Origin of the sequence: Streptomyces sp. G-G2 (assembly GCF_030063135.1) — a bacterium.
GTDB lineage: Bacteria > Actinomycetota > Actinomycetes > Streptomycetales > Streptomycetaceae > Streptomyces.
In genome coordinates this window covers 1-16855 of sequence record NZ_JASISO010000019.1, presented here as the reverse complement: position 1 = coordinate 16855, position 16855 = coordinate 1, and the positions used below count along the sequence as shown (strand labels likewise).

14 protein-coding genes are annotated in these 16855 nt (G+C 71.9%); 6 read left to right on the top strand and 8 right to left on the bottom strand.

What is annotated here, in order from left to right; translation table 11 throughout:
* The first annotated feature begins 114 nt into the window (after positions 1 to 114).
* The 3 genes from QMF80_RS16825 (at position 115) to QMF80_RS16815 (ending at position 4712) form a co-directional block, all read left to right on the top strand.
* The gene (locus QMF80_RS16825) at positions 115 to 1701 is read left to right on the top strand and encodes a molybdopterin-dependent oxidoreductase (RefSeq protein ID WP_283454030.1); all 1587 of its coding nucleotides are present in this window, start codon (positions 115 to 117) and stop codon (positions 1699 to 1701) included.
* 86 nt (positions 1702 to 1787) lie between these two features.
* A complete protein-coding gene (locus tag QMF80_RS16820) occupies positions 1788 to 2438 on the top strand; it encodes a fasciclin domain-containing protein (protein WP_283454027.1) in 651 nt (216 codons plus the stop codon).
* Positions 2439 to 2576: 138 nt separating this feature from the next.
* Positions 2577 to 4712, top strand: coding sequence for a restriction endonuclease (locus tag QMF80_RS16815; RefSeq protein ID WP_283454025.1), 2136 nt, complete (start codon positions 2577 to 2579; stop codon positions 4710 to 4712).
* A gap of 116 nt (positions 4713 to 4828) precedes the next feature.
* Here the strand turns inward: QMF80_RS16815 and kdpC are convergent, their stop codons facing one another.
* Genes kdpC through QMF80_RS16785 form a run of 6 tightly spaced genes read right to left on the bottom strand, consistent with a single transcriptional unit; the run spans position 4829 to position 11721 of the window.
* Entirely contained in the window at positions 4829 to 5461 is a 633-nt protein-coding gene (gene kdpC / locus QMF80_RS16810; protein ID WP_283454238.1) for a potassium-transporting ATPase subunit KdpC, read from the bottom strand.
* A gap of 5 nt (positions 5462 to 5466) precedes the next feature.
* The gene (kdpB, locus tag QMF80_RS16805; RefSeq protein ID WP_283454023.1) at positions 5467 to 7563 is read right to left on the bottom strand and encodes a potassium-transporting ATPase subunit KdpB; all 2097 of its coding nucleotides are present in this window, start codon (positions 7561 to 7563) and stop codon (positions 5467 to 5469) included.
* Positions 7560 to 9224: a potassium-transporting ATPase subunit KdpA gene (gene kdpA, locus QMF80_RS16800; protein WP_283454021.1), complete on the bottom strand. Its 1665-nt coding sequence runs from the start codon at positions 9222 to 9224 to the stop codon at positions 7560 to 7562. Before kdpA ends, kdpB begins: the two co-directional genes overlap by 4 nt.
* Positions 9225 to 9230: 6 nt before the next feature.
* Positions 9231 to 9320 carry a K(+)-transporting ATPase subunit F gene (gene kdpF / locus QMF80_RS16795; protein WP_283454019.1) on the bottom strand — a complete coding sequence of 30 codons (90 nt, stop codon included), beginning with the start codon at positions 9318 to 9320 and terminating at the stop codon, positions 9231 to 9233.
* On the bottom strand, positions 9317 to 9490 hold the full coding sequence (locus tag QMF80_RS16790) for a hypothetical protein (protein ID WP_283454017.1): 174 nt from the start codon (positions 9488 to 9490) through the stop codon (positions 9317 to 9319). The genes kdpF and QMF80_RS16790 overlap by 4 nt, the downstream gene beginning before the upstream one ends.
* A gap of 29 nt (positions 9491 to 9519) precedes the next feature.
* Positions 9520 to 11721, bottom strand: a complete 2202-nt coding sequence (locus QMF80_RS16785) for a SpoIIE family protein phosphatase (RefSeq protein WP_283454015.1) — start codon at positions 11719 to 11721, stop codon at positions 9520 to 9522.
* 174 nt (positions 11722 to 11895) lie between these two features.
* Here QMF80_RS16785 and QMF80_RS16780 point away from each other — a divergent pair, with 174 nt between their 5' ends.
* Positions 11896 to 12744, top strand: coding sequence for a SigB/SigF/SigG family RNA polymerase sigma factor (locus tag QMF80_RS16780; protein WP_283454014.1), 849 nt, complete (start codon positions 11896 to 11898; stop codon positions 12742 to 12744).
* An 88-nt stretch (positions 12745 to 12832) separates the two neighbouring features.
* Here QMF80_RS16780 and QMF80_RS16775 read toward each other — a convergent pair whose 3' ends face one another.
* Positions 12833 to 13417, bottom strand: coding sequence for an ATP-binding protein (locus tag QMF80_RS16775; protein WP_283454012.1), 585 nt, complete (start codon positions 13415 to 13417; stop codon positions 12833 to 12835).
* Positions 13410 to 13817, bottom strand: coding sequence for an STAS domain-containing protein (locus QMF80_RS16770; RefSeq protein ID WP_283454011.1), 408 nt, complete (start codon positions 13815 to 13817; stop codon positions 13410 to 13412). Before QMF80_RS16770 ends, QMF80_RS16775 begins: the two co-directional genes overlap by 8 nt.
* 310 nt (positions 13818 to 14127) lie before the next feature.
* On the opposite strand from QMF80_RS16770, the gene QMF80_RS16765 reads away from it, so the two are divergent.
* Together QMF80_RS16765 and pucL are read left to right on the top strand one after the other, a co-directional pair.
* Complete coding sequence (locus tag QMF80_RS16765) at positions 14128 to 15480, top strand: aspartate aminotransferase family protein (RefSeq protein ID WP_283454009.1); 1353 nt, start codon at positions 14128 to 14130, stop codon at positions 15478 to 15480.
* 334 nt (positions 15481 to 15814) lie between these two features.
* Positions 15815 to 16732: a factor-independent urate hydroxylase gene (gene pucL, locus QMF80_RS16760; protein ID WP_283454006.1), complete on the top strand. Its 918-nt coding sequence runs from the start codon at positions 15815 to 15817 to the stop codon at positions 16730 to 16732.
* Positions 16733 to 16855: the final 123 nt, after the last annotated feature.

Here is a 16855-nt window from a genome sequence, read left to right as displayed (position 1 = left end):
GGCACCGGTTCCGGCGGGTGCCCAGGCCCGTCAACCAGCGCGTCCGGTCTCGCTCCACGGGGTGATCCCGCGATGGGGACCAATCCGGGGACCCGGGGGCGCCGAATGGCAGACATGACCACCAACCGATCAGCCTCCCGGCGACAGACCCTCCAGCGCGGCGCGTCCGCCGCGCTGAGCGGCCTGCTGTCGGGCTACACGGCGCTGGCGGTCGCGGAACTGGTGGCCTCCTTCGTACGCCCCCAGGCCGGTCCGGTCACCGCTGTCGGAGGTGCGGCCATCGACCGCACCCCGGCGGCGGTGAAGGACTTCGCGATCCGCCACTTCGGCACCAACGACAAGCTCGTCCTCCAGCTCGGCATCGTCGCCACCCTGGGTCTCCTCGCCGTGCTGCTCGGGCTGTTCGCGCTGCGGCGGCGCCGTACCGGCGCCGCCGGAGTGCTCGGCTTCGGGGTGCTCGGCGCGGCGGCGGCGCTGTCCCGGCCCGATGCCTCCGGGGTCGCCGACGCGCTGCCCTCGCTGGTCGGCGCGGTCGCGGGCGCCGTCGTCCTGTACGTCCTGATCGGGCGGCTGACCCGGCCGCGTCCCGGGTCGGAGCGGGCCGTGGGCCTGGACCGGCGCGGGTTCCTGCTCGCCGCCGGGGCCACCGCGCTCCTCTCCACCGGCGCGGGCGCGCTGGGGCGGAGCCTGACGGGGCGGCTCGGGCAGGGCGCGGTGGCCTCGCGGAAGGCCGTACGGCTGCCCGCGCCCGCTTCTCCGGCCGCCGCGGTACCGGCGCGGGCGAGCCTGCGGGTGCCGGGAATCAGCGCCTTCACCACCTCGAACAGCGACTTCTACCGGGTCGACACGGCCCTGGTCGTACCGAAGGTGGACGCGGACGGCTGGCGGCTGCGGCTGCACGGCAAGGGCGTCACCCGGCCCCGTACGTACTCCTACCAGGAGCTGCTGAGCCGGGACCTGATCGAGCGCGACGTGACGCTGACCTGCGTCTCCAATGAGGTCGGCGGCCCGTACGTCGGCAACGCGCGCTGGCTCGGCGTCCGGCTGGCCGACCTGCTGCGGGAGGTGGGCGTCCGGCCCCCCTCCCGGGGCGGCCCGGCCGACCAGCTGGTGGCCCGCTCGGTGGACGGCATGACCCTGGGCAGCCCGGTCGAGGACGTCATGGACGGCCGCGACGCGATGCTCGCGGTCGGCATGAACGGGGAGCCGCTCCCCTTCGAGCACGGTTTCCCCGTCCGCATGCTCGTCCCCGGCCTGTACGGGTACGTCTCGGCGTGCAAGTGGATCGAGGACATCGAGCTGACCACCTTCGCCGCGTACGACCCGTACTGGGTCAAGCGCAAGTGGGCCCCGCGCGGGCCCATCAAGACCCAGGCCCGGATCGACACCCCCAAGCCGTTCGCCCGCCCCCCGGCGGACACGACGGTCATGGTCGCCGGGGTCGCCTGGGCCCAGCACCGCGGCATCAGCGGGGTGGAGATCCGGATCGACGACGGTCCGTGGCAGCGGGCCGACCTCGCGGAGCAGGACACCGTCGACACCTGGCGGCAGTGGTCCTTCCCGTGGAAGGCCACCTCCGGCAGCCACACGCTCACCGTCCGCGCCACCGACGGCGCCGGCCAACTGCAGACCGACCGGCGCGCCCAGACCATTCCCGACGGAGCCAGCGGCTGGCACAGCGTCTTCGTCACCCCCGGGTGACCCGCACTCCGACCCCCGGACCCCCCGTTTCTCATTCCTTGTCCCTCACCACCGTCCCAGTGACCGATCACCTCATGGAGAACCAGATGACCACCACGCTCCGCTTCCGTCGTACCGCCCTCGCCGTGGCCACGGCGGCCGTCCTGCCCTTCGCACTGGCCGCCTGCTCCGACTCCACCAAGGACAGTGCCTCGGGATCCACCGCCGACTCCGCGAGCGCGGCGCCGTCCGCGGCGGCGTCGACGGACGACTCGATGTCCATGGACAAGCCGTTCGGCGCGGGCTGTGCGGGCGTACCGGCCTCGGGCGCGGGCAGCTTCGACGGCATGGCCAAGGACCCGGTCGCCACGGCCGCTTCCAACAACCCGGCGCTGTCCACCCTGGTCGCCGCCGTCAAGCAGGCCGGTCTGGTCGACACCCTGAACAACGCGAAGGACCTCACCGTCTTCGCTCCGACCAACGACGCCTTCGCGAAGATCCCGAAGGCCGACCTGGACAAGGTGCTCGCCGACAAGGCCACCCTCACCAAGATCCTCACGTACCACGTGGTGGGCCAGCAGATCACGCCCAAGCAGCTGGAGAACGGCTCCTTCGACACCCTGGAGAAGGGCAAGCTCACCACCACCGGCTCCGGCACCTCCTACCAGGTCAACGGCACGTCCAACGTGGTCTGCGGCAACGTGAAGACCGCGAACGCGACGGTCTACATCGTCGACACCGTCCTGATGCCGAAGTAGCGGCCGGGGGACGTTCCCCGCAGGAATCCGAGCGCTGTCGCGGGCCGGTCACCATCCGTGGTGACCGGCCCTCCGGCATGCCCGTCACCCGATAGGGTTTCGGCGGGTATCGCACGGGGTCGGGGAGGGCCGGGGCGGATGAGTCGTCGTTCCAGTGGACTGGTCGGGATCTGGGCCGAGGCCCAGCGCCAGCAGCAACGCTCGCAGGCTCTTCAGCAGCGTGAACGCGAGCGCTCGCAGCGGGCCCACGAGCGGGAGGCGGCCCGTGGGCTGCGCGAGCAGAAGGCGGCCTACCGGCAGTACCGCGAGGCCGAGGCCCGCAGGCTGACCGAGCGGCTGGAACAGCAGGCCGCCGATCTCCAGGGACTGCTCGGCCGGGGCTGCGCCGCGCCCGTCTTCCGCGCCGCGGGACTGCGCCGGGCCGAGGAGATCGAAGCCTTCGACCCGGGCCCGCTGGGGCATCCCGTGCCCATGCCGGAGCCGCACCAGTTCCCCGTACAGAGCGGCGGCTGGGGCATCGGGGCGGGCCGCCGGGCCCAGGCGGAGGCCGACGCGCACGCCCGCTACACCCAGGCCTGGCACGCGGCGAACGCCGCCGAGGCCGAGCGGCAGCGGCAACTCGCGGCGTACCGCGCCCAGTACGACCGGTGGGCGGGCGAGCGGCTCGGTGAGATCCGCGCGCACAACACCGGGATCGCGGATCTGGGCGCCTCGCTGGGTTCCGGGGATCCCGAAGCCGTCGTCGAGTACTTCTCCGCCGCCCTGTACGCGTCCTCGGCCTGGCCCGAGGAGCTGCCGCGCGCGCTGAGCGCCGCCTACGATCCCGGCGCCCGCCAACTGGTCCTGGACTGGGAGCTGCCGGGCTTCGAGGTGGTGCCGACGGCGAAGTCGGTGCGGTACATGCCGAGCGTGGACCAGGACAAGGAGTCCCCGCTGCCGGTGGGCCAGCGGCGGGCGGTGTACCGCGACCTGCTCGCGCAGTGCGCCCTGCTGGTGCTGCGGGACCTGTTCGCGGCGGACGAGTTCGGGGCCCTGGAGTCGGTGGCCCTGAACGGGTACGTCGACGACCACGATCCGGCCACCGGCCGCCCCGCCCGGATCGTGCTGGCCACGGCGATGGCGGACCGTACCGCGTTCGAGGCCCTGCACCTGGCCCAGGTGAACGCGGTGGACTGCCTGACCGGTGCGCTGCGCGGCCAGTTGTCGGCCCGGCCGGACCTGTTGACGGCGGTCCGTGCGGCCCGCACGCCCGAGGACGTCGGTTCGGACGTGGTCACCCACGGGACGACGAGCGACACCGGGCCGGACGAGCCCGACCTGTTCGCGATGGACCCCATCGAGTTCGAGGGCCTCGTCGCCGAACTCTTCCGGGCCATGGGGATGCGGGCCGTGATGACGCAGCGCTCCAATGACGGCGGAGTGGACGTCGACGCGACGGACCCCGCCCCGATCCGCGGCGGCACGATCGTGGTGCAGGTCAAGCGGTACCGCAACACCGTGCCGCCGACCGCCGTGCGCGACCTCTACGGCACGGTGCAGGACGCGGGCGCCAACAAGGGCGTCCTGGTCACCACCTCGGGCTTCGGTCCCGGCTCGCACAACTTCGCGCGCGGCAAGCCGCTGGAGCTGGTGTCCGGGCCGGAACTGGTGGACCTGCTGCACCGCCACGGCCTGCGCGGGCGCCTAGGCGACGGTGCCCGCCCCGGCGCCGCGACAGCCCCCGCGCCGCCCGCTGCCGCGGTCCCGGCCCAGCGCGCCGCTTCCCCCGTCCCCGCCGCCGGTCCGGCCGCGGAGCACAACATCCTCGGCATGACCTGGTCGGGCGGGGTCACGCTCGACGTGTGCGCACTGGTCTGCGCGGGCACACGGGTGCTCGACGACGAACACTTCGTGTTCTTCAACAACCCCGGCACCCCGGACGGTTCGGTACGCAGCCGCGCCCACACCCCGCCCGACCGGGCCGCGATCGAGGTGGACTTCGACGCGCTCCCCGCCCGCGCCGACCGGCTGGTACTGGTCGCGGCGGTGGACCCGGAGGCCCATCCGCACGCCGACCTGACCGGTTTCACCGACGCCCGGATCCGGCTACTGGCCGCCGACGGGGCGGAGATCGACCAGTTGGAGGTGTCCGACGGCCGACCCGGGGAGACCGCCCTGGTCCTGGGTTCCTTCCGGCGGCGCGCGAGCGGTGACTGGACCTTCGTGGCGGGCGGCAAGGGCTACCCGGGCGGTCTGGCGGCGCTGGTCCACGACTTCGGCATCGCGACCACCTGAACTGCCCTCGCGCGGTGCGTGGTTTCACGTGAAACGTCGTCGTTTCACGTGAAACCACGCGTGTTTCACGTGAAACAACGCACCGCGCGGGCCCGAACCCATGGGGATCGGGCCGCCTACTGCGCCAGGTCCTTGAGCGCGGTGTTCAGGGCCAGGACGTTGACCCTCGGGTCGCCCATGAAGCCGAGGGTGCGGCCCTGCGTGTGCGCGGCGACGAGTTGCTCGACACGGGCCGTCGGGAGGTGGTGCCGCGCGGCTACCCGGGGGATCTGGAGGGCCGCGTACGCCGGGGAGATCGAGGGATCCAGGCCGGAGGCCGAGGAGGTCACGGCGTCGGCGGGGATCTGCGAGATCCGGGGGGTGAAGCCGGGGACGGTGTTGGCCTCGATCACCTTCTGCTGGGCCTCGTGGACCGCCTTGACCAGCTCGGGGTTGTCGGCTGCCTTGTTGGAGGCGCCGGACACCAGCAGCCCGTACTGCGTGTTGACGGTGTTCTGGCCCAGCCCGGCCGACGGGCGGGGCTGGAACCAGCGCGGGTCGTCGCCGTAGCCCTGGCCGATGAGGGCGGAGCCGACGACCCGGCCGCTGCTGTCCTTGACCTCAGAACCGTTGGCCTTCTCACTGAAGGCGACCTGGGCGACGCCGGTGACCGCGAGCGGGTAGAGGACCCCGCAGACGACGGTCAGGACGAGGAGGGCGCGCAGGCCCGCGCCGATCAGCCGAAGGGTGTTGCTGACGGAGTTGTTCATCATGGTCAGCCGATTCCGGGGATGAGGGTGATGAGCAGGTCGATGAGCTTGATGCCGATGAACGGGGCGATGAGCCCGCCCAGTCCGTAGATGCCGAGGTTGCGGCGGAGCATCCGGTCCGCGCTGGTGGGCCGGTAGCGGACGCCCTTCAGGGCGAGCGGGACCAGCGCGATGATGATCAGCGCGTTGAAGATGACGGCGGAGAGGATCGCCGACTCGGGCGAGTGCAGGCCCATGACGTTGAGTGTGTCCAGGCCGGGGTAGACCACCGCGAACATCGCCGGGATGATCGCGAAGTACTTCGCCACGTCGTTGGCGATGGAGAAGGTCGTCAGCGCGCCGCGGGTGATCAGGAGCTGCTTGCCGATCTCGACGATCTCGATCAGCTTGGTGGGGTCGGAGTCCAGGTCCACCATGTTCCCGGCCTCCTTGGCGGCCGAGGTCCCGGTGTTCATGGCCACGCCCACATCGGCCTGGGCCAGCGCGGGGGCGTCGTTGGTGCCGTCGCCGGTCATCGCGACGAGCTTGCCGCCCGCCTGCTCCCGCTTGATGAGGGCCATCTTGTCCTCGGGGGTGGCCTCGGCGAGGAAGTCGTCGACACCGGCCTCCTCCGCGATGGCCTTGGCGGTGAGCGGGTTGTCACCGGTGATCATGATGGTCTTGATGCCCATCCGGCGCAGTTCGTCGAACCGCTCCCGCATGCCCTCCTTGACCACGTCCTTGAGGTGGATGACGCCCAGGACCCGCGCACCCGTCTCGTCCTCGACCGCGACGAGCAACGGGGTGCCGCCCGCCCCGGAGATCGCGTCCACCTTCGCGCGGGCGTCGGGGGCGACCGTACCGCCCCGTTCGGCCACCCAGGCCAGGACCGAACCGGCCGCGCCCTTGCGGGTCTTGCGGCCGTCCGCGTCGACACCCGACATCCGGGTCTGGGCGGTGAAGGCGATCCATTCGGCGTGCGCGAGTTCACCCTGGTGGCGTTCGCGGAGCCCGTACGCCGTCTTCGCCAGCACGACGATCGAACGGCCCTCGGGGGTCTCGTCCGCCAGCGACGACAGCTGGGCGGCGTCAGCCAGTTCGGCCTCGGTGACGCCCTCCACGGGTACGAACTCGCTGGCCTGACGGTTGCCGAGGGTGATGGTGCCCGTCTTGTCCAGCAGCAGCGTCGAGACGTCACCCGCCGCTTCCACCGCGCGCCCCGACATGGCCAGCACGTTGCGCTGGACGAGTCGGTCCATGCCCGCGATGCCGATCGCGGAGAGCAGCGCTCCGATGGTGGTCGGGATCAGGCAGACCAGCAGCGCGGCCAGCACGATCATCGACTGCTCGGCGCCCGCGTAGATCGCGAAGGGCTGGAGGGTGACGACCGCGAGGAGGAAGACGACCGTGAGGGAGGCGAGCAGGATGTTGAGGGCGATCTCATTGGGCGTCTTCTGCCGGGAGGCCCCCTCGACCAGGCTGATCATCCGGTCGATGAACGTCTCGCCCGGCTTGGTGGTGATCTGGATGACGACCCGGTCGGAGAGCACCTTCGTACCGCCCGTGACCGCCGAGCGGTCACCGCCCGACTCCCGGATGACGGGCGCCGATTCACCGGTGATCGCCGATTCGTCGACGGAGGCGACGCCCTCGACGACGTCACCGTCGCCCGGGATGACGTCCCCGGCCTCGCACACCACCAGGTCGCCGATCCGGAGGTCCGTGCCCTGCACCCGCTCCTCTCGCGCGCCGTTCAGGCGGCGCGCGACGGTGTCGGTCTTGGCCTTGCGCAGGGTTTCGGCCTGGGCCTTGCCCCGGCCCTCCGCGACCGCCTCGGCGAGGTTGGCGAAGACGGTGGTGAGCCAGAGCCAGCCGGTGATGGCCCAGCCGAACCAGTCGCCCGGGTCCTGGAGGGCGAGGACGGTGGTGACCACCGACCCGACCAGGACCACGAACATGACGGGCGACTTCACCATCACCCGCGGGTCGAGCTTCCTGACCGCGTCGGGGAAGGACTTCAGCATCGCCTTCGGGTCGAACAGGCCCGCGCCGACGCGCCCGGCCGGCACGGGTCCGGCGGGAAGGTCCTCGTGCGGAGCGCGGGTGGGCGTGATGGTGCTCATGAGGCGAGCCCTTCGGCGAGCGGGCCCAGCGCCAGGGCCGGGAAGTAGGTGAGGCCGGTGATGATGACGATCGTGCCGACGAGCAGGCCCGCGTAGAGCGGCTTGTCGGTGCGCAGGGTGCCCGCGGTGGCCGGTACCGGGTTCTGCTCGGCGAGCGACCCGGCCAGCGCCAGGACGAACACCATCGGCAGGAACCGGCCCAGCAGCATCACGAGCCCGATGGTCGTGTTGAACCAGGGGGTGTCCGCGCTCAGCCCCGCGAAGGCGGAGCCGTTGTTGTTCGCGCCCGAGGTGTAGGCGTAGAGGATCTCGGAGAAGCCGTGCGCCCCCGGATTGGCCATGGACCCGCGCGGCCCGTCGAGCGCCATCGCCGCGGCGGTGAAGCACAGGACCAGGGCCGGGGTGATCAGGATGTAGCAGGCGGCGAGCTTGATCTGGCGGGTGCCGATCTTCTTGCCGAGGTACTCGGGCGTCCGGCCGACCATCAGGCCGGCGAGGAACACCGCGATGACCGCCATGATCAGCATGCCGTAGAGCCCGGACCCGACCCCGCCGGGCGCGATCTCGCCCAACTGCATGCCCAGCAGCTGGATCCCGCCGCCCAGGCCCGTATAGGAGGAGTGGAAGGAATTGACCGCGCCGGTCGAGGTGAGGGTGGTGGCCACCGAGAAGATCGCCGAGCCCGCTATGCCGAAGCGGGTCTCCTTGCCCTCCATCGCGCCGCCCGCCGCCTGCAACGCGGGGCCGTGGTGCGCGAATTCGGTCCACATCATCAGCGCGGTGAAGCCGAGCCAGATGGTCGCCATCGTCGCCAGGAGCGCGTAGCCCTGCCGGACCGAACCGACCATCCGACCGAAGGTCCGCGTCATCGCGAACGGGATGAGCAGGATCAGGAAGACCTCGAAGAGGTTCGAGAAGGGCGTCGGGTTCTCGAAGGGGTGGGCCGAGTTCGCGTTGAAGTAACCGCCCCCGTTGGTGCCCAGCTCCTTGATGACCTCCTGGGAGGCGACCGCGCCGCCGTTCCACTGCTGCGTCCCGCCCAGGAACTGACCCACCTGGTGGATGCCGGAGAAGTTCTGGAGCACCCCGCAGGCGACCAGGACCAGCGCGCCGATCACGGACAGCGGCAGCAGGATCCGTACGGTGCCGCGCACCAGGTCCGCCCAGAAGTTGCCCAGCTCGCCGGTACGGGACCGGGCGAAGCCGCGCACCAGCGCCACCGCGACGGCCATGCCGACCGCCGCCGAGACGAAGTTCTGCACCGCCAGGCCGCCGGTCTGCACGACGTGGCCCATCGCCTGCTCACCGGAGTACGACTGCCAGTTGGTGTTGGCCACGAAGGAGGCGGCGGTGTTGAAGGCCTGGTCCGGCTTGACCGCCGAGAAGCCGAGCGAGCCGGGCAGTACGCCCTGGAGGCGCTGGAGGCCGTAGAGGAACAGGACGCCCGCCACGGAGAAGGCGAGGACTCCGCGCAGATAGGCGGGCCAGCGCATGTCCGCGGACGGGTTCGCGCCGATCGCCCGGTAGATCCACCGCTCCGGCTTGTAGTGCTTCTCCGAGGAGTAGACCCGGGCCATGTGGTCGCCGAGCGGGCGGTACGCGAGGGCCAGTGCCGCGACCAGCGCGAGCAGCTGGAGGACCCCGGAAAGGACGGGACTCATCGAGGCTCAGAACCTCTCCGGGAACACGAGGGCGACGACGAGGTAGCCCAGCAGGGAGACGGCGACCAGCAGGCCCACCACGTTTTCGATGGTCACAGCTTGGCCACCCCCTTGGCGACGAAGGCCACCAGCGCGAAGAGCGCGATCGTGGTGACGACGAAGGCCAGATCGGCCATCGTGAGCTCCTGAGGTTCCGGGACGACATGCGGACACCTCAGAGTGGAACCCCTGTTTGGGCCGCCACAGCCTCCCTTGACGGGGCCCATACGCCCCCGATCACGGCTTTTACGACTCCCTAACGCCCCGCGCCCCAGCCCGTCCCTTCCGGAGGGACGCCCGCGCGCGGCACCCGCACCACCACGAGGCTCGTGTCGTCGTCCGTGTCCCCGGTGACCGCCGACAACAGCTCGTCGGCCATCGCCTCCACCGGGCCGGCGCCCACCCGTTGGGCCGCGCGCCGCAGCGCGGCGAGGCTCTGGTCCATGCTCACGTGCCGCCGTTCCACGAACCCGTCCGTGTACAGCAGCAGGGTGTCCCCCGGGAGCAGGTCCAGCGACGCCTCCTCGTACGCGACGCCCGGCACCGCCCCCAACAGGATGTTGTGCGGCGCGTCCAGGATCCGGGCCCGCCCCTCGCGCAGCAGCAGGAGCGGCGGATGGCCCGCGCTGCTCCACCGCAGTGCCCCCGTCACCGGGTCGTACACCGCGCACACCGCCGTGGCGGTGGGGCCGCCCCGGGTGCCCAGGGTGACCTCGTTGAGCCAGCCCATCAGCCCGCCGGGCTCCGCGCCGGTCACCGCCAGCCCGCGCAGGGCGTTGCGCAGGACGACCATGCTGGTCGCCGCGTCGATGCCGTGGCCGGCGATGTCCCCGACCGCGACCAGCACCCGGCCGTCCGGCAGGACCATCACGTCGTACCAGTCGCCGCCGACCAGATAGTCCTCGGCGGCGGGCCGGTAGCGGGCCGCGATGCCCAGGCCGCCCGCCGCTTCCGCGGTCGAGGGCGCCTCCGGGACGATCGCCCGCTGGAGCTGGAGCACGAACCGGGTCCGCGTCACCGCGTCCTCCTGCGCCGCCGACAGGGCGATCTCGGTGTGGTGCTGCGCGGAAACGTCCTGGTAGACCCCGGTGAGCCCGGTCAGGGCCGCCCCCGACAGGAGCGGTTCGGCCGCGATCCGCACGTGCCGGATCCCGCCGTCCGCCCGCACCGCGCGGACCAGCGCCCGGTCCCCGCGGTGCGCCTCCACCAGCGAGGCAAGCAGCGCCTCCAGCAGCGGTACGTCCTGCGGGTGCAGCCGGGGGCCGAGCCGGGCCAGCGGCACCGGTGGGGCCTCGCGGTCCATCCCGAACAGGGTGTACGTCTCCTGACTCCAGCACGTGGCACCGGTCAGCAGGTCCTCCTGGAAGGAGCCGACCCGCTCCAACCGCCCCAGTACCCGGGTCAGGGCCTCGCCGCGCCGGTCCGCCGCCTCCCACAGCACGGCGGTCCGCCCCCGGCCCAGCGGCAGGACGCGTACGTCGTCCATCCCGCCCACCTGCCCCAGGCGGCGCGGCCCCGGCCGGTCCCGGGCCGCCGCCAGCGCGCTCCAGGCGTACGGGAACACCTCGGCCCCGGACCGGCCCGCGGGGCCGCGCACCGCCCCCAGGGCCGTGCGGGCGGCGGGGTTGACGTACTCCAGCACCCCGTCCGCCCCCAGCAGCACCGCGGGGCCGGTGGCCAGCTCCAGCAGTGCGGTCTCCGCGGCCCGGATCCCGGGCGGCTCCGCGTCGCCGAGGAGCGCCCCGCAGGGCTCGCAGAGCAGCTCGGTGATCCGCCGGACCCGGTCGTCGGGCTCCTCGGCGGGGTTGTCCCGCACGGCCAGGGCCACCCCGACGATCTGGCCGTGCCTGCGCAGCGGCAGCACGGCCCGGGTCCCGCTCCCGCCCGGCAGCCAGTCGTCCACGCCCCACCAGGGCGCCCCCTCCCACAGCACCCGGTGCAACGCGGTGTCCGGCGGCACCCACTGCCAGTGCCGCGCCTCCTCGGGGCCGGCCCCGGCCTGCCCGACCAGCTCCAGGCAGTCGGTGCCGGTCCGGCGCCACAGGTAGAGCGTGCGCACCCCGATCCGGCGCAGGCCGCCGTCCAGCAGGGTGACGGCGGCCTCGCCCGCGGTGTCGTTCGCGAGGACGGCGGCCGTGGCCCGGCGGATCCGGCGGGCGTCGGCGGGCACCTCGGCGACCAGGTCCCCCGCGGCGGCGTTCAGGATGTCGGCGGCCAGGTCACCGGCGCTGAGCCCGGTACTGACGGCCAGCTCCAGCAGATGGTCCGCGGCCTCGGCCGGGGTCACCCGGAGCTGGTCGACGAGGACCCCCGTGGCGAGGTCGAGCAGCCTGCGCCGGGCCCGGTCGTCGTGCAGTTCGGCGACCTCGGCGGTCAGCGAGGAAACGGCGGCGGCCAGGGCCTCCCGCGTGCCCGCGGCGATCTCCACGCCCACTCCCCGGCTCGTGTCCCGGCTCATGTCCCGGCTCCCCGTCTCAAGGATCTTCCAGTGTGCTCCCTCGGGCCTCCGAGCTGTGCCTCCCATCACTCTTACGGGTAATTCCAGCGGCGACCGGGTATACCGGAGGGGTCAGCTCGCACGACGGCCGTGCCCGAAATCAGGGGGTGCGACCACCCGTCGGAGGAGCCTTACATGCTTCGAACAGATGACCGATACCAGCTCATGGAGGGCATACCGGAGGAACCGCTCAAGGTGAGCACCGCCGACGCCAGGGCCCTTTCGGTGACCCTGTTCACCCGCCTGCGGGCCCTGGAAGAGGGCACCGCGGATTACTCGTACGTCCGCAACACGCTCGTCGAACTGAACCTCAGCCTGGTCAAGTACGCCGCCCGCCGCTTCCGCGGCCGCAGCGAACCGGTGGAGGACATCATCCAGGTCGGCACAGTCGGGCTGATCAAGGCGATCAACCGCTTCGACCCCGCGCGCGGAGCGGAATTCACCACCTTCGCCATGCCCACGATCACCGGCGAGATCAAGCGGTTCTTCCGCGACACCAGCTGGGCCGTCAAGGTCCCGCGCAGGCTCCAGGAACTGCGGCTGGGCACCGCCAAGGCGCAGGACGCCATGGAGCAGGACCTGGGCCGCAGCCCTACCGAGGCGGAACTGGCCGAACGGCTGGACGTGACCACGGACGAGCTGGCCGAGGGCCGCAAGGCCGCCGTGGCCTACTCCGCGCGCTCCCTGGACGCGCCCGTACAGGGCGACGGCGAGGGGGAGGCCTTCGACACCCAGCCGTCGCTGGGCGCGGACGAGGAGGCCTACGACCGCATCGAGTGCCTGGAATCCCTCAAGCCGCTGCTGTCGGTGCTGCCCGAACGCGAGCGGGCGCTGCTCGCGCTGCGTTTCGGCGAGGAGCTGACCCAGTCCGAGATCGGCGCCCGGATGGGCCTGTCCCAGATGCACGTCTCCCGGCTGCTCACCCGCACCCTGGCCCGCCTCCGCACGGGCCTGCTGGACGACGCCCCCGACGAGGCCGCGTAGGACCGTCTCCTCGGGCCGGGTGGGCCGTCTCTCTCCGGATCATGGAGAGGGCCGAGAGGGCTGCTCTGGCGTCACCGAGAGGGCCGCTCTAGCGTCTGCGAGCCGTCCCGGGCGGGGCGAAGGGCGAGGCCACCTCGACCCACACCGTCTTTCCGCCCGGCGGCTCGTGCCGTTCCCAGCCCCATGAGCGGGAGAGCCGCTCCAGGACCACCAGTCCGTGTCCGCCCGGCAGGCCGGGGCGGCCCGGCGAACGGCGGCGGGGGCGCTCGGGGCTCCCGTCGCTGACCTCCACCCGCAACCGGTCGGGGGCGTTCCGCAGGACCAGCTCACCGGGCCCGCCCGCGTGCATGCAGGCATTGGTCACCATCTCGGAGACCATCAGCAGGACATCCTCGGCGGCTTCCTCCACCTCGGAGACCGCGGAGACGGCGAAGGTCTCGGAGACCGTGAAGGCCCTGGGGACCGCGAGGGCCCCGTAGGCGCCGGGGGCCGCGAAGTCGTCGTGGCTCCCGGGAGCGCCGGGCTCCCGGAGCCAGCTCCAGTCGGTGAGGGCCCGGCGGGTGAAGTCCCGGCACCGGGTGACCGTGCCGGGCACCGGCCCGCCCAGGATCAGCCGTCGCGTCTGCTCGGGTCCCGGACGTCCGGGCCATGGATGCTCGGGGGATTCAGCCACCGGAGCCGCCGCCCCGCCCCGCGGGGCCGACGCCGCTGCCGGCTCCCGCGCCCGGCGGCACACCCAGGGCCGCGGCGCGGTCCTCGTGAACCAGGAACACCCCGTCCGCGCCGGTCGTACGGAACATCCTCGCCACCGGCTGCCGCAGCCCGGCCAGCTCCAGCCGGGTCCCGCTCTCGCGCGCGGCCAGCCGGGCCCGCAGGAGCGTGTTCAGCCCGGTGGAGTCGCAGAAGCCCAGTCCCGCGCAGTCGACGAGGACCCGGTGGCCGCCGTCCCCGGCCAGCGCCACTTCCAGGGCCCCCCGCAGGGGACCCGCCGTGTCGTGGTCGAGTTCGCCGGACAGCGCGAGGACGGTCACACCCTCCTCGACGGTCACGTCGACCGAGAATCGCTCCGCCATCACCCGGCCCTCCTCCCGTCGCCCCACCGCCTACCCGTGTGCCCGGCCCTCAACCAGCCATGGCCCCCCGGCATATCCAGCTGAGGCGGAACTTCCGTACAACGGAAAATAGATTCCACCAGACGGTAAGTTAGCGAGATGTCGCGGAGGCGACGCTCTACCTGGTGAACGCCGCCTGCACCACGGGCGACGTCCTGACGGTCGACGGCGGCCGCCACCTCGTCTGACCCTGTGACCAGCGCCCGCCCCACCGTGCGCGGGTGTCCGCCGCCCCCCGCGCATCCACATCGTGGACAACTACGCTCGATGTATGAACGCTGAATCCGCCCACGCGCTTGCCGCCGTGAAAGAAGCCGACCGCAAGCATGTCTTCCACTCCTGGTCGGCCCAGGAGCTGATCGACCCGCTCGCCGTGGCCGGGGCGGACGGTGCGTACTTCTGGGACTACGAGGGGAACCGCTTCCTCGACTTCTCCAGTTCCCTCGTCTTCACCAACATCGGCTACCAGCACCCCAAGGTCGTCGCCGCGATCCAGGAGCAGGCCGCCAAGCTGTGCACCCTCGCCCCCGGCTTCGCCGTGGACGTCCGCTCCGAGGCCGCCCGGCTCATCGCCGAGCGGACCCCCGGCGACCTCGACAAGATCTTCTTCACCAACGGCGGCGCCGAGGCCGTCGAGAACGCCGTCCGGATGGCCCGCGTGCACACCGGCCGCGCCAAGGTCCTGAGCACCTACCGCTCGTACCACGGCGCCACCTCCACCGCGATCAACCTGACCGGCGACGCCCGCCGCTTCGGCAACGACACCGCGACCGCGGGCGTCGTGCACTTCTGGGGCCCCTACCTCTACCGGTCGCCCTTCCACGCCGAGACGCCGGAGCAGGAGTGCGCGCGCGCCCTGCGCCACCTTGAGGACACCATCGTCTTCGAGGGCCCGCAGTCGATCGCCGCGATCATCCTGGAGAGCGTCGGCGGCGCCCCGGGCGTGCTCGTGCCCCCCGCCGGTTACCTGACGGGCGTGCGCGAGCTGTGCGACCGCTACGGCATCGTCTTCATCCTGGACGAGGTCATGGTCGGCTTCGGCCGGACCGGCGCGTGGTTCGCCGCCGACCACTGGGAGGTCACCCCCGACCTCCTCTGCTTCGCCAAGGGCGTCAACAGCGGCTACGTACCGCTCGGCGGCGTGGCGATCTCCGGCGCGATCGCCGAGACCTTCGCCCGGCGCCCCTACCCGGGCGGGCTGACCTACTCCGGGCACGTGCTGGCCTGCGCCGCCGCCGTGGCCACCCTCACCACCATGGCCGAGGAGGGCGTCGTCGAGCAGTCCGCCCGCACCGGGGCGGAGCTGCTGGGTCCGGGTCTGCGGGAGCTCGCCGGGCGGCACGCCTCGGTCGGTGAGGTCCGGGGCCTCGGCACCTTCTGGGCGCTGGAGCTCGTACGCGACCGGGAGACCCGGGAGCCACTGGTCCCGTACGCCGCCTCGGGCGCGGACAACGCCCCCATGGGCGCCTTCGCGGAGGCCTGCAAGAAGGGCGGCCTGTGGCCGCTGGTCGCGGGCAACCGCCTCCACGTCGCCCCGCCCTGCAACATCGGCGCGGCCGACGTGGCCAAGGGCCTGGCGATCCTCGACGAGGCCCTGTCGGTGGCGGACGCGCACATGGCGTAGCCCCGGCCGCACGGCGGCCGTACGGGACGCGTACCGGCCGGTGCCGTGCGGTCGCCCAACGGCCCGTGCTGTGCGGTCGCCCAAAGCGGGGGTGCCGGTTCTCGGATGATCCGTCCGGTTCGGAACCGGTCTCCCGCGTGCTGCAATCCCCTCAGTACGAATCAGTACCGAAACAAGCACCTACGGACCGGGATGCACATCAGTCCCGGGGCGGCCGTCGCGGCCGAACGGCGGGGGGCGGCACGTCCAGCACATCCGGGCGGACGCTGGACGCCGGGCGTACGGGATCCAGAACAACGGACTCCGTGTTCCCGAACAGCCGAAGGAAAACAGCATGAGCAAGCACGTCCTGGGCCACAACCAGTACGGCAAGGCCGAGAACCGCATCGTCAAGGTCACCCGCAAGGGCAGCGACGGTTCCTGGCACGAGATCCGGGACCTGAACGTCTCGGTCGCGCTCCGCGGTGACTTCCGCGACGTCCACCTGAGCGGCGACAACGCCAACTGCCTGCCGACCGACACCACCAAGAACACGGTGTACGCCTTCGGCAAGGAGCACGGCATCGACTCCCCCGAGGCCTTCGGGGTCCTGCTGGCCAAGCATTTCGTCTCCTCGCAGGAGGCGATCCGCGAGGCGCAGATCCGCATCGAGGAGTTCGTCTGGGAGCGGATCCCGGTCCCGACGCGCAAGGAGCAGCACTCCTTCGTCCTCAAGGGCCAGGAAGTGCGCACCGCGCAGATCACCTACAGCGAGACCACCGGTCTCCAGGTCATCTCGGGTCTGAAGGACCTGACGGTGATGAACTCGACCAACTCCGAGTTCCACGGCTACGTCAAGGACAAGTACACGACCCTCCAGGAGGCGTACGACCGCATCCTGGCGACCAAGGTCACCTCGCGCTGGGCGCATTCGGCGCTGGCCGCCGACGATCCGGAGCACGACTGGGACCGGTCGTACAAGAAGGTCCGCAAGCACCTGCTGGACGCGTTCGCGGAGACGTACTCGTACTCGCTCCAGCAGACCCTGAACCAGATGGCCGAGCGTGTGCTCGACCACTGCCCGCGGGTCAACGAGGTCCGCCTCAACCTCCCCAACAAGCACCACTTCCTCGTCGACCTGGAGCCGTTCGGCCTCAAGAACGACAACGAGGTCTACTTCGCCGCGGACCGCCCGTACGGGCTGATCGAGGGCACCATCCACCGCGAGGGCGTCCAGCCGGTGATCGCCACCAGCGACTGGATCGTCGCCTAGATGAATGAGTCCAAGGGGTGTCGTTGCGGTCAGTGGTCGTAGGCGATCAGTGACCGCTTGACCGGCTGCCCAGTCTTGTCGTTGTGCCAGATCGCCGCCGTGAGTGCGAGGATCCGGCACAGG

What these genes read in the sequence shown, in the direction of transcription:
- QMF80_RS16790 (WP_283454017.1), bottom strand. Translation starts at nt 9,490, where the DNA reads ATGGGCCCCGTCAAGGGAGGCTGTGGCGGCCCAAACAGGGGTTCCACT.
- kdpB (WP_283454023.1), bottom strand. Translation starts at nt 7,563, where the DNA reads ATGAGCACCATCACGCCCACCCGCGCTCCGCACGAGGACCTTCCCGCC.
- QMF80_RS16765 (WP_283454009.1), top strand. Translation starts at nt 14,128, where the DNA reads ATGAACGCTGAATCCGCCCACGCGCTTGCCGCCGTGAAAGAAGCCGAC.
- QMF80_RS16815 (WP_283454025.1), top strand. Translation starts at nt 2,577, where the DNA reads ATGAGTCGTCGTTCCAGTGGACTGGTCGGGATCTGGGCCGAGGCCCAG.
- pucL (WP_283454006.1), top strand. Translation starts at nt 15,815, where the DNA reads ATGAGCAAGCACGTCCTGGGCCACAACCAGTACGGCAAGGCCGAGAAC.
- kdpA (WP_283454021.1), bottom strand. Translation starts at nt 9,224, where the DNA reads ATGAGTCCCGTCCTTTCCGGGGTCCTCCAGCTGCTCGCGCTGGTCGCG.
- QMF80_RS16770 (WP_283454011.1), bottom strand. Translation starts at nt 13,817, where the DNA reads ATGGCGGAGCGATTCTCGGTCGACGTGACCGTCGAGGAGGGTGTGACC.
- kdpC (WP_283454238.1), bottom strand. Translation starts at nt 5,461, where the DNA reads ATGAACAACTCCGTCAGCAACACCCTTCGGCTGATCGGCGCGGGCCTG.
- QMF80_RS16785 (WP_283454015.1), bottom strand. Translation starts at nt 11,721, where the DNA reads ATGAGCCGGGACACGAGCCGGGGAGTGGGCGTGGAGATCGCCGCGGGC.
- QMF80_RS16820 (WP_283454027.1), top strand. Translation starts at nt 1,788, where the DNA reads ATGACCACCACGCTCCGCTTCCGTCGTACCGCCCTCGCCGTGGCCACG.
- QMF80_RS16780 (WP_283454014.1), top strand. Translation starts at nt 11,896, where the DNA reads ATGCTTCGAACAGATGACCGATACCAGCTCATGGAGGGCATACCGGAG.
- QMF80_RS16825 (WP_283454030.1), top strand. Translation starts at nt 115, where the DNA reads ATGACCACCAACCGATCAGCCTCCCGGCGACAGACCCTCCAGCGCGGC.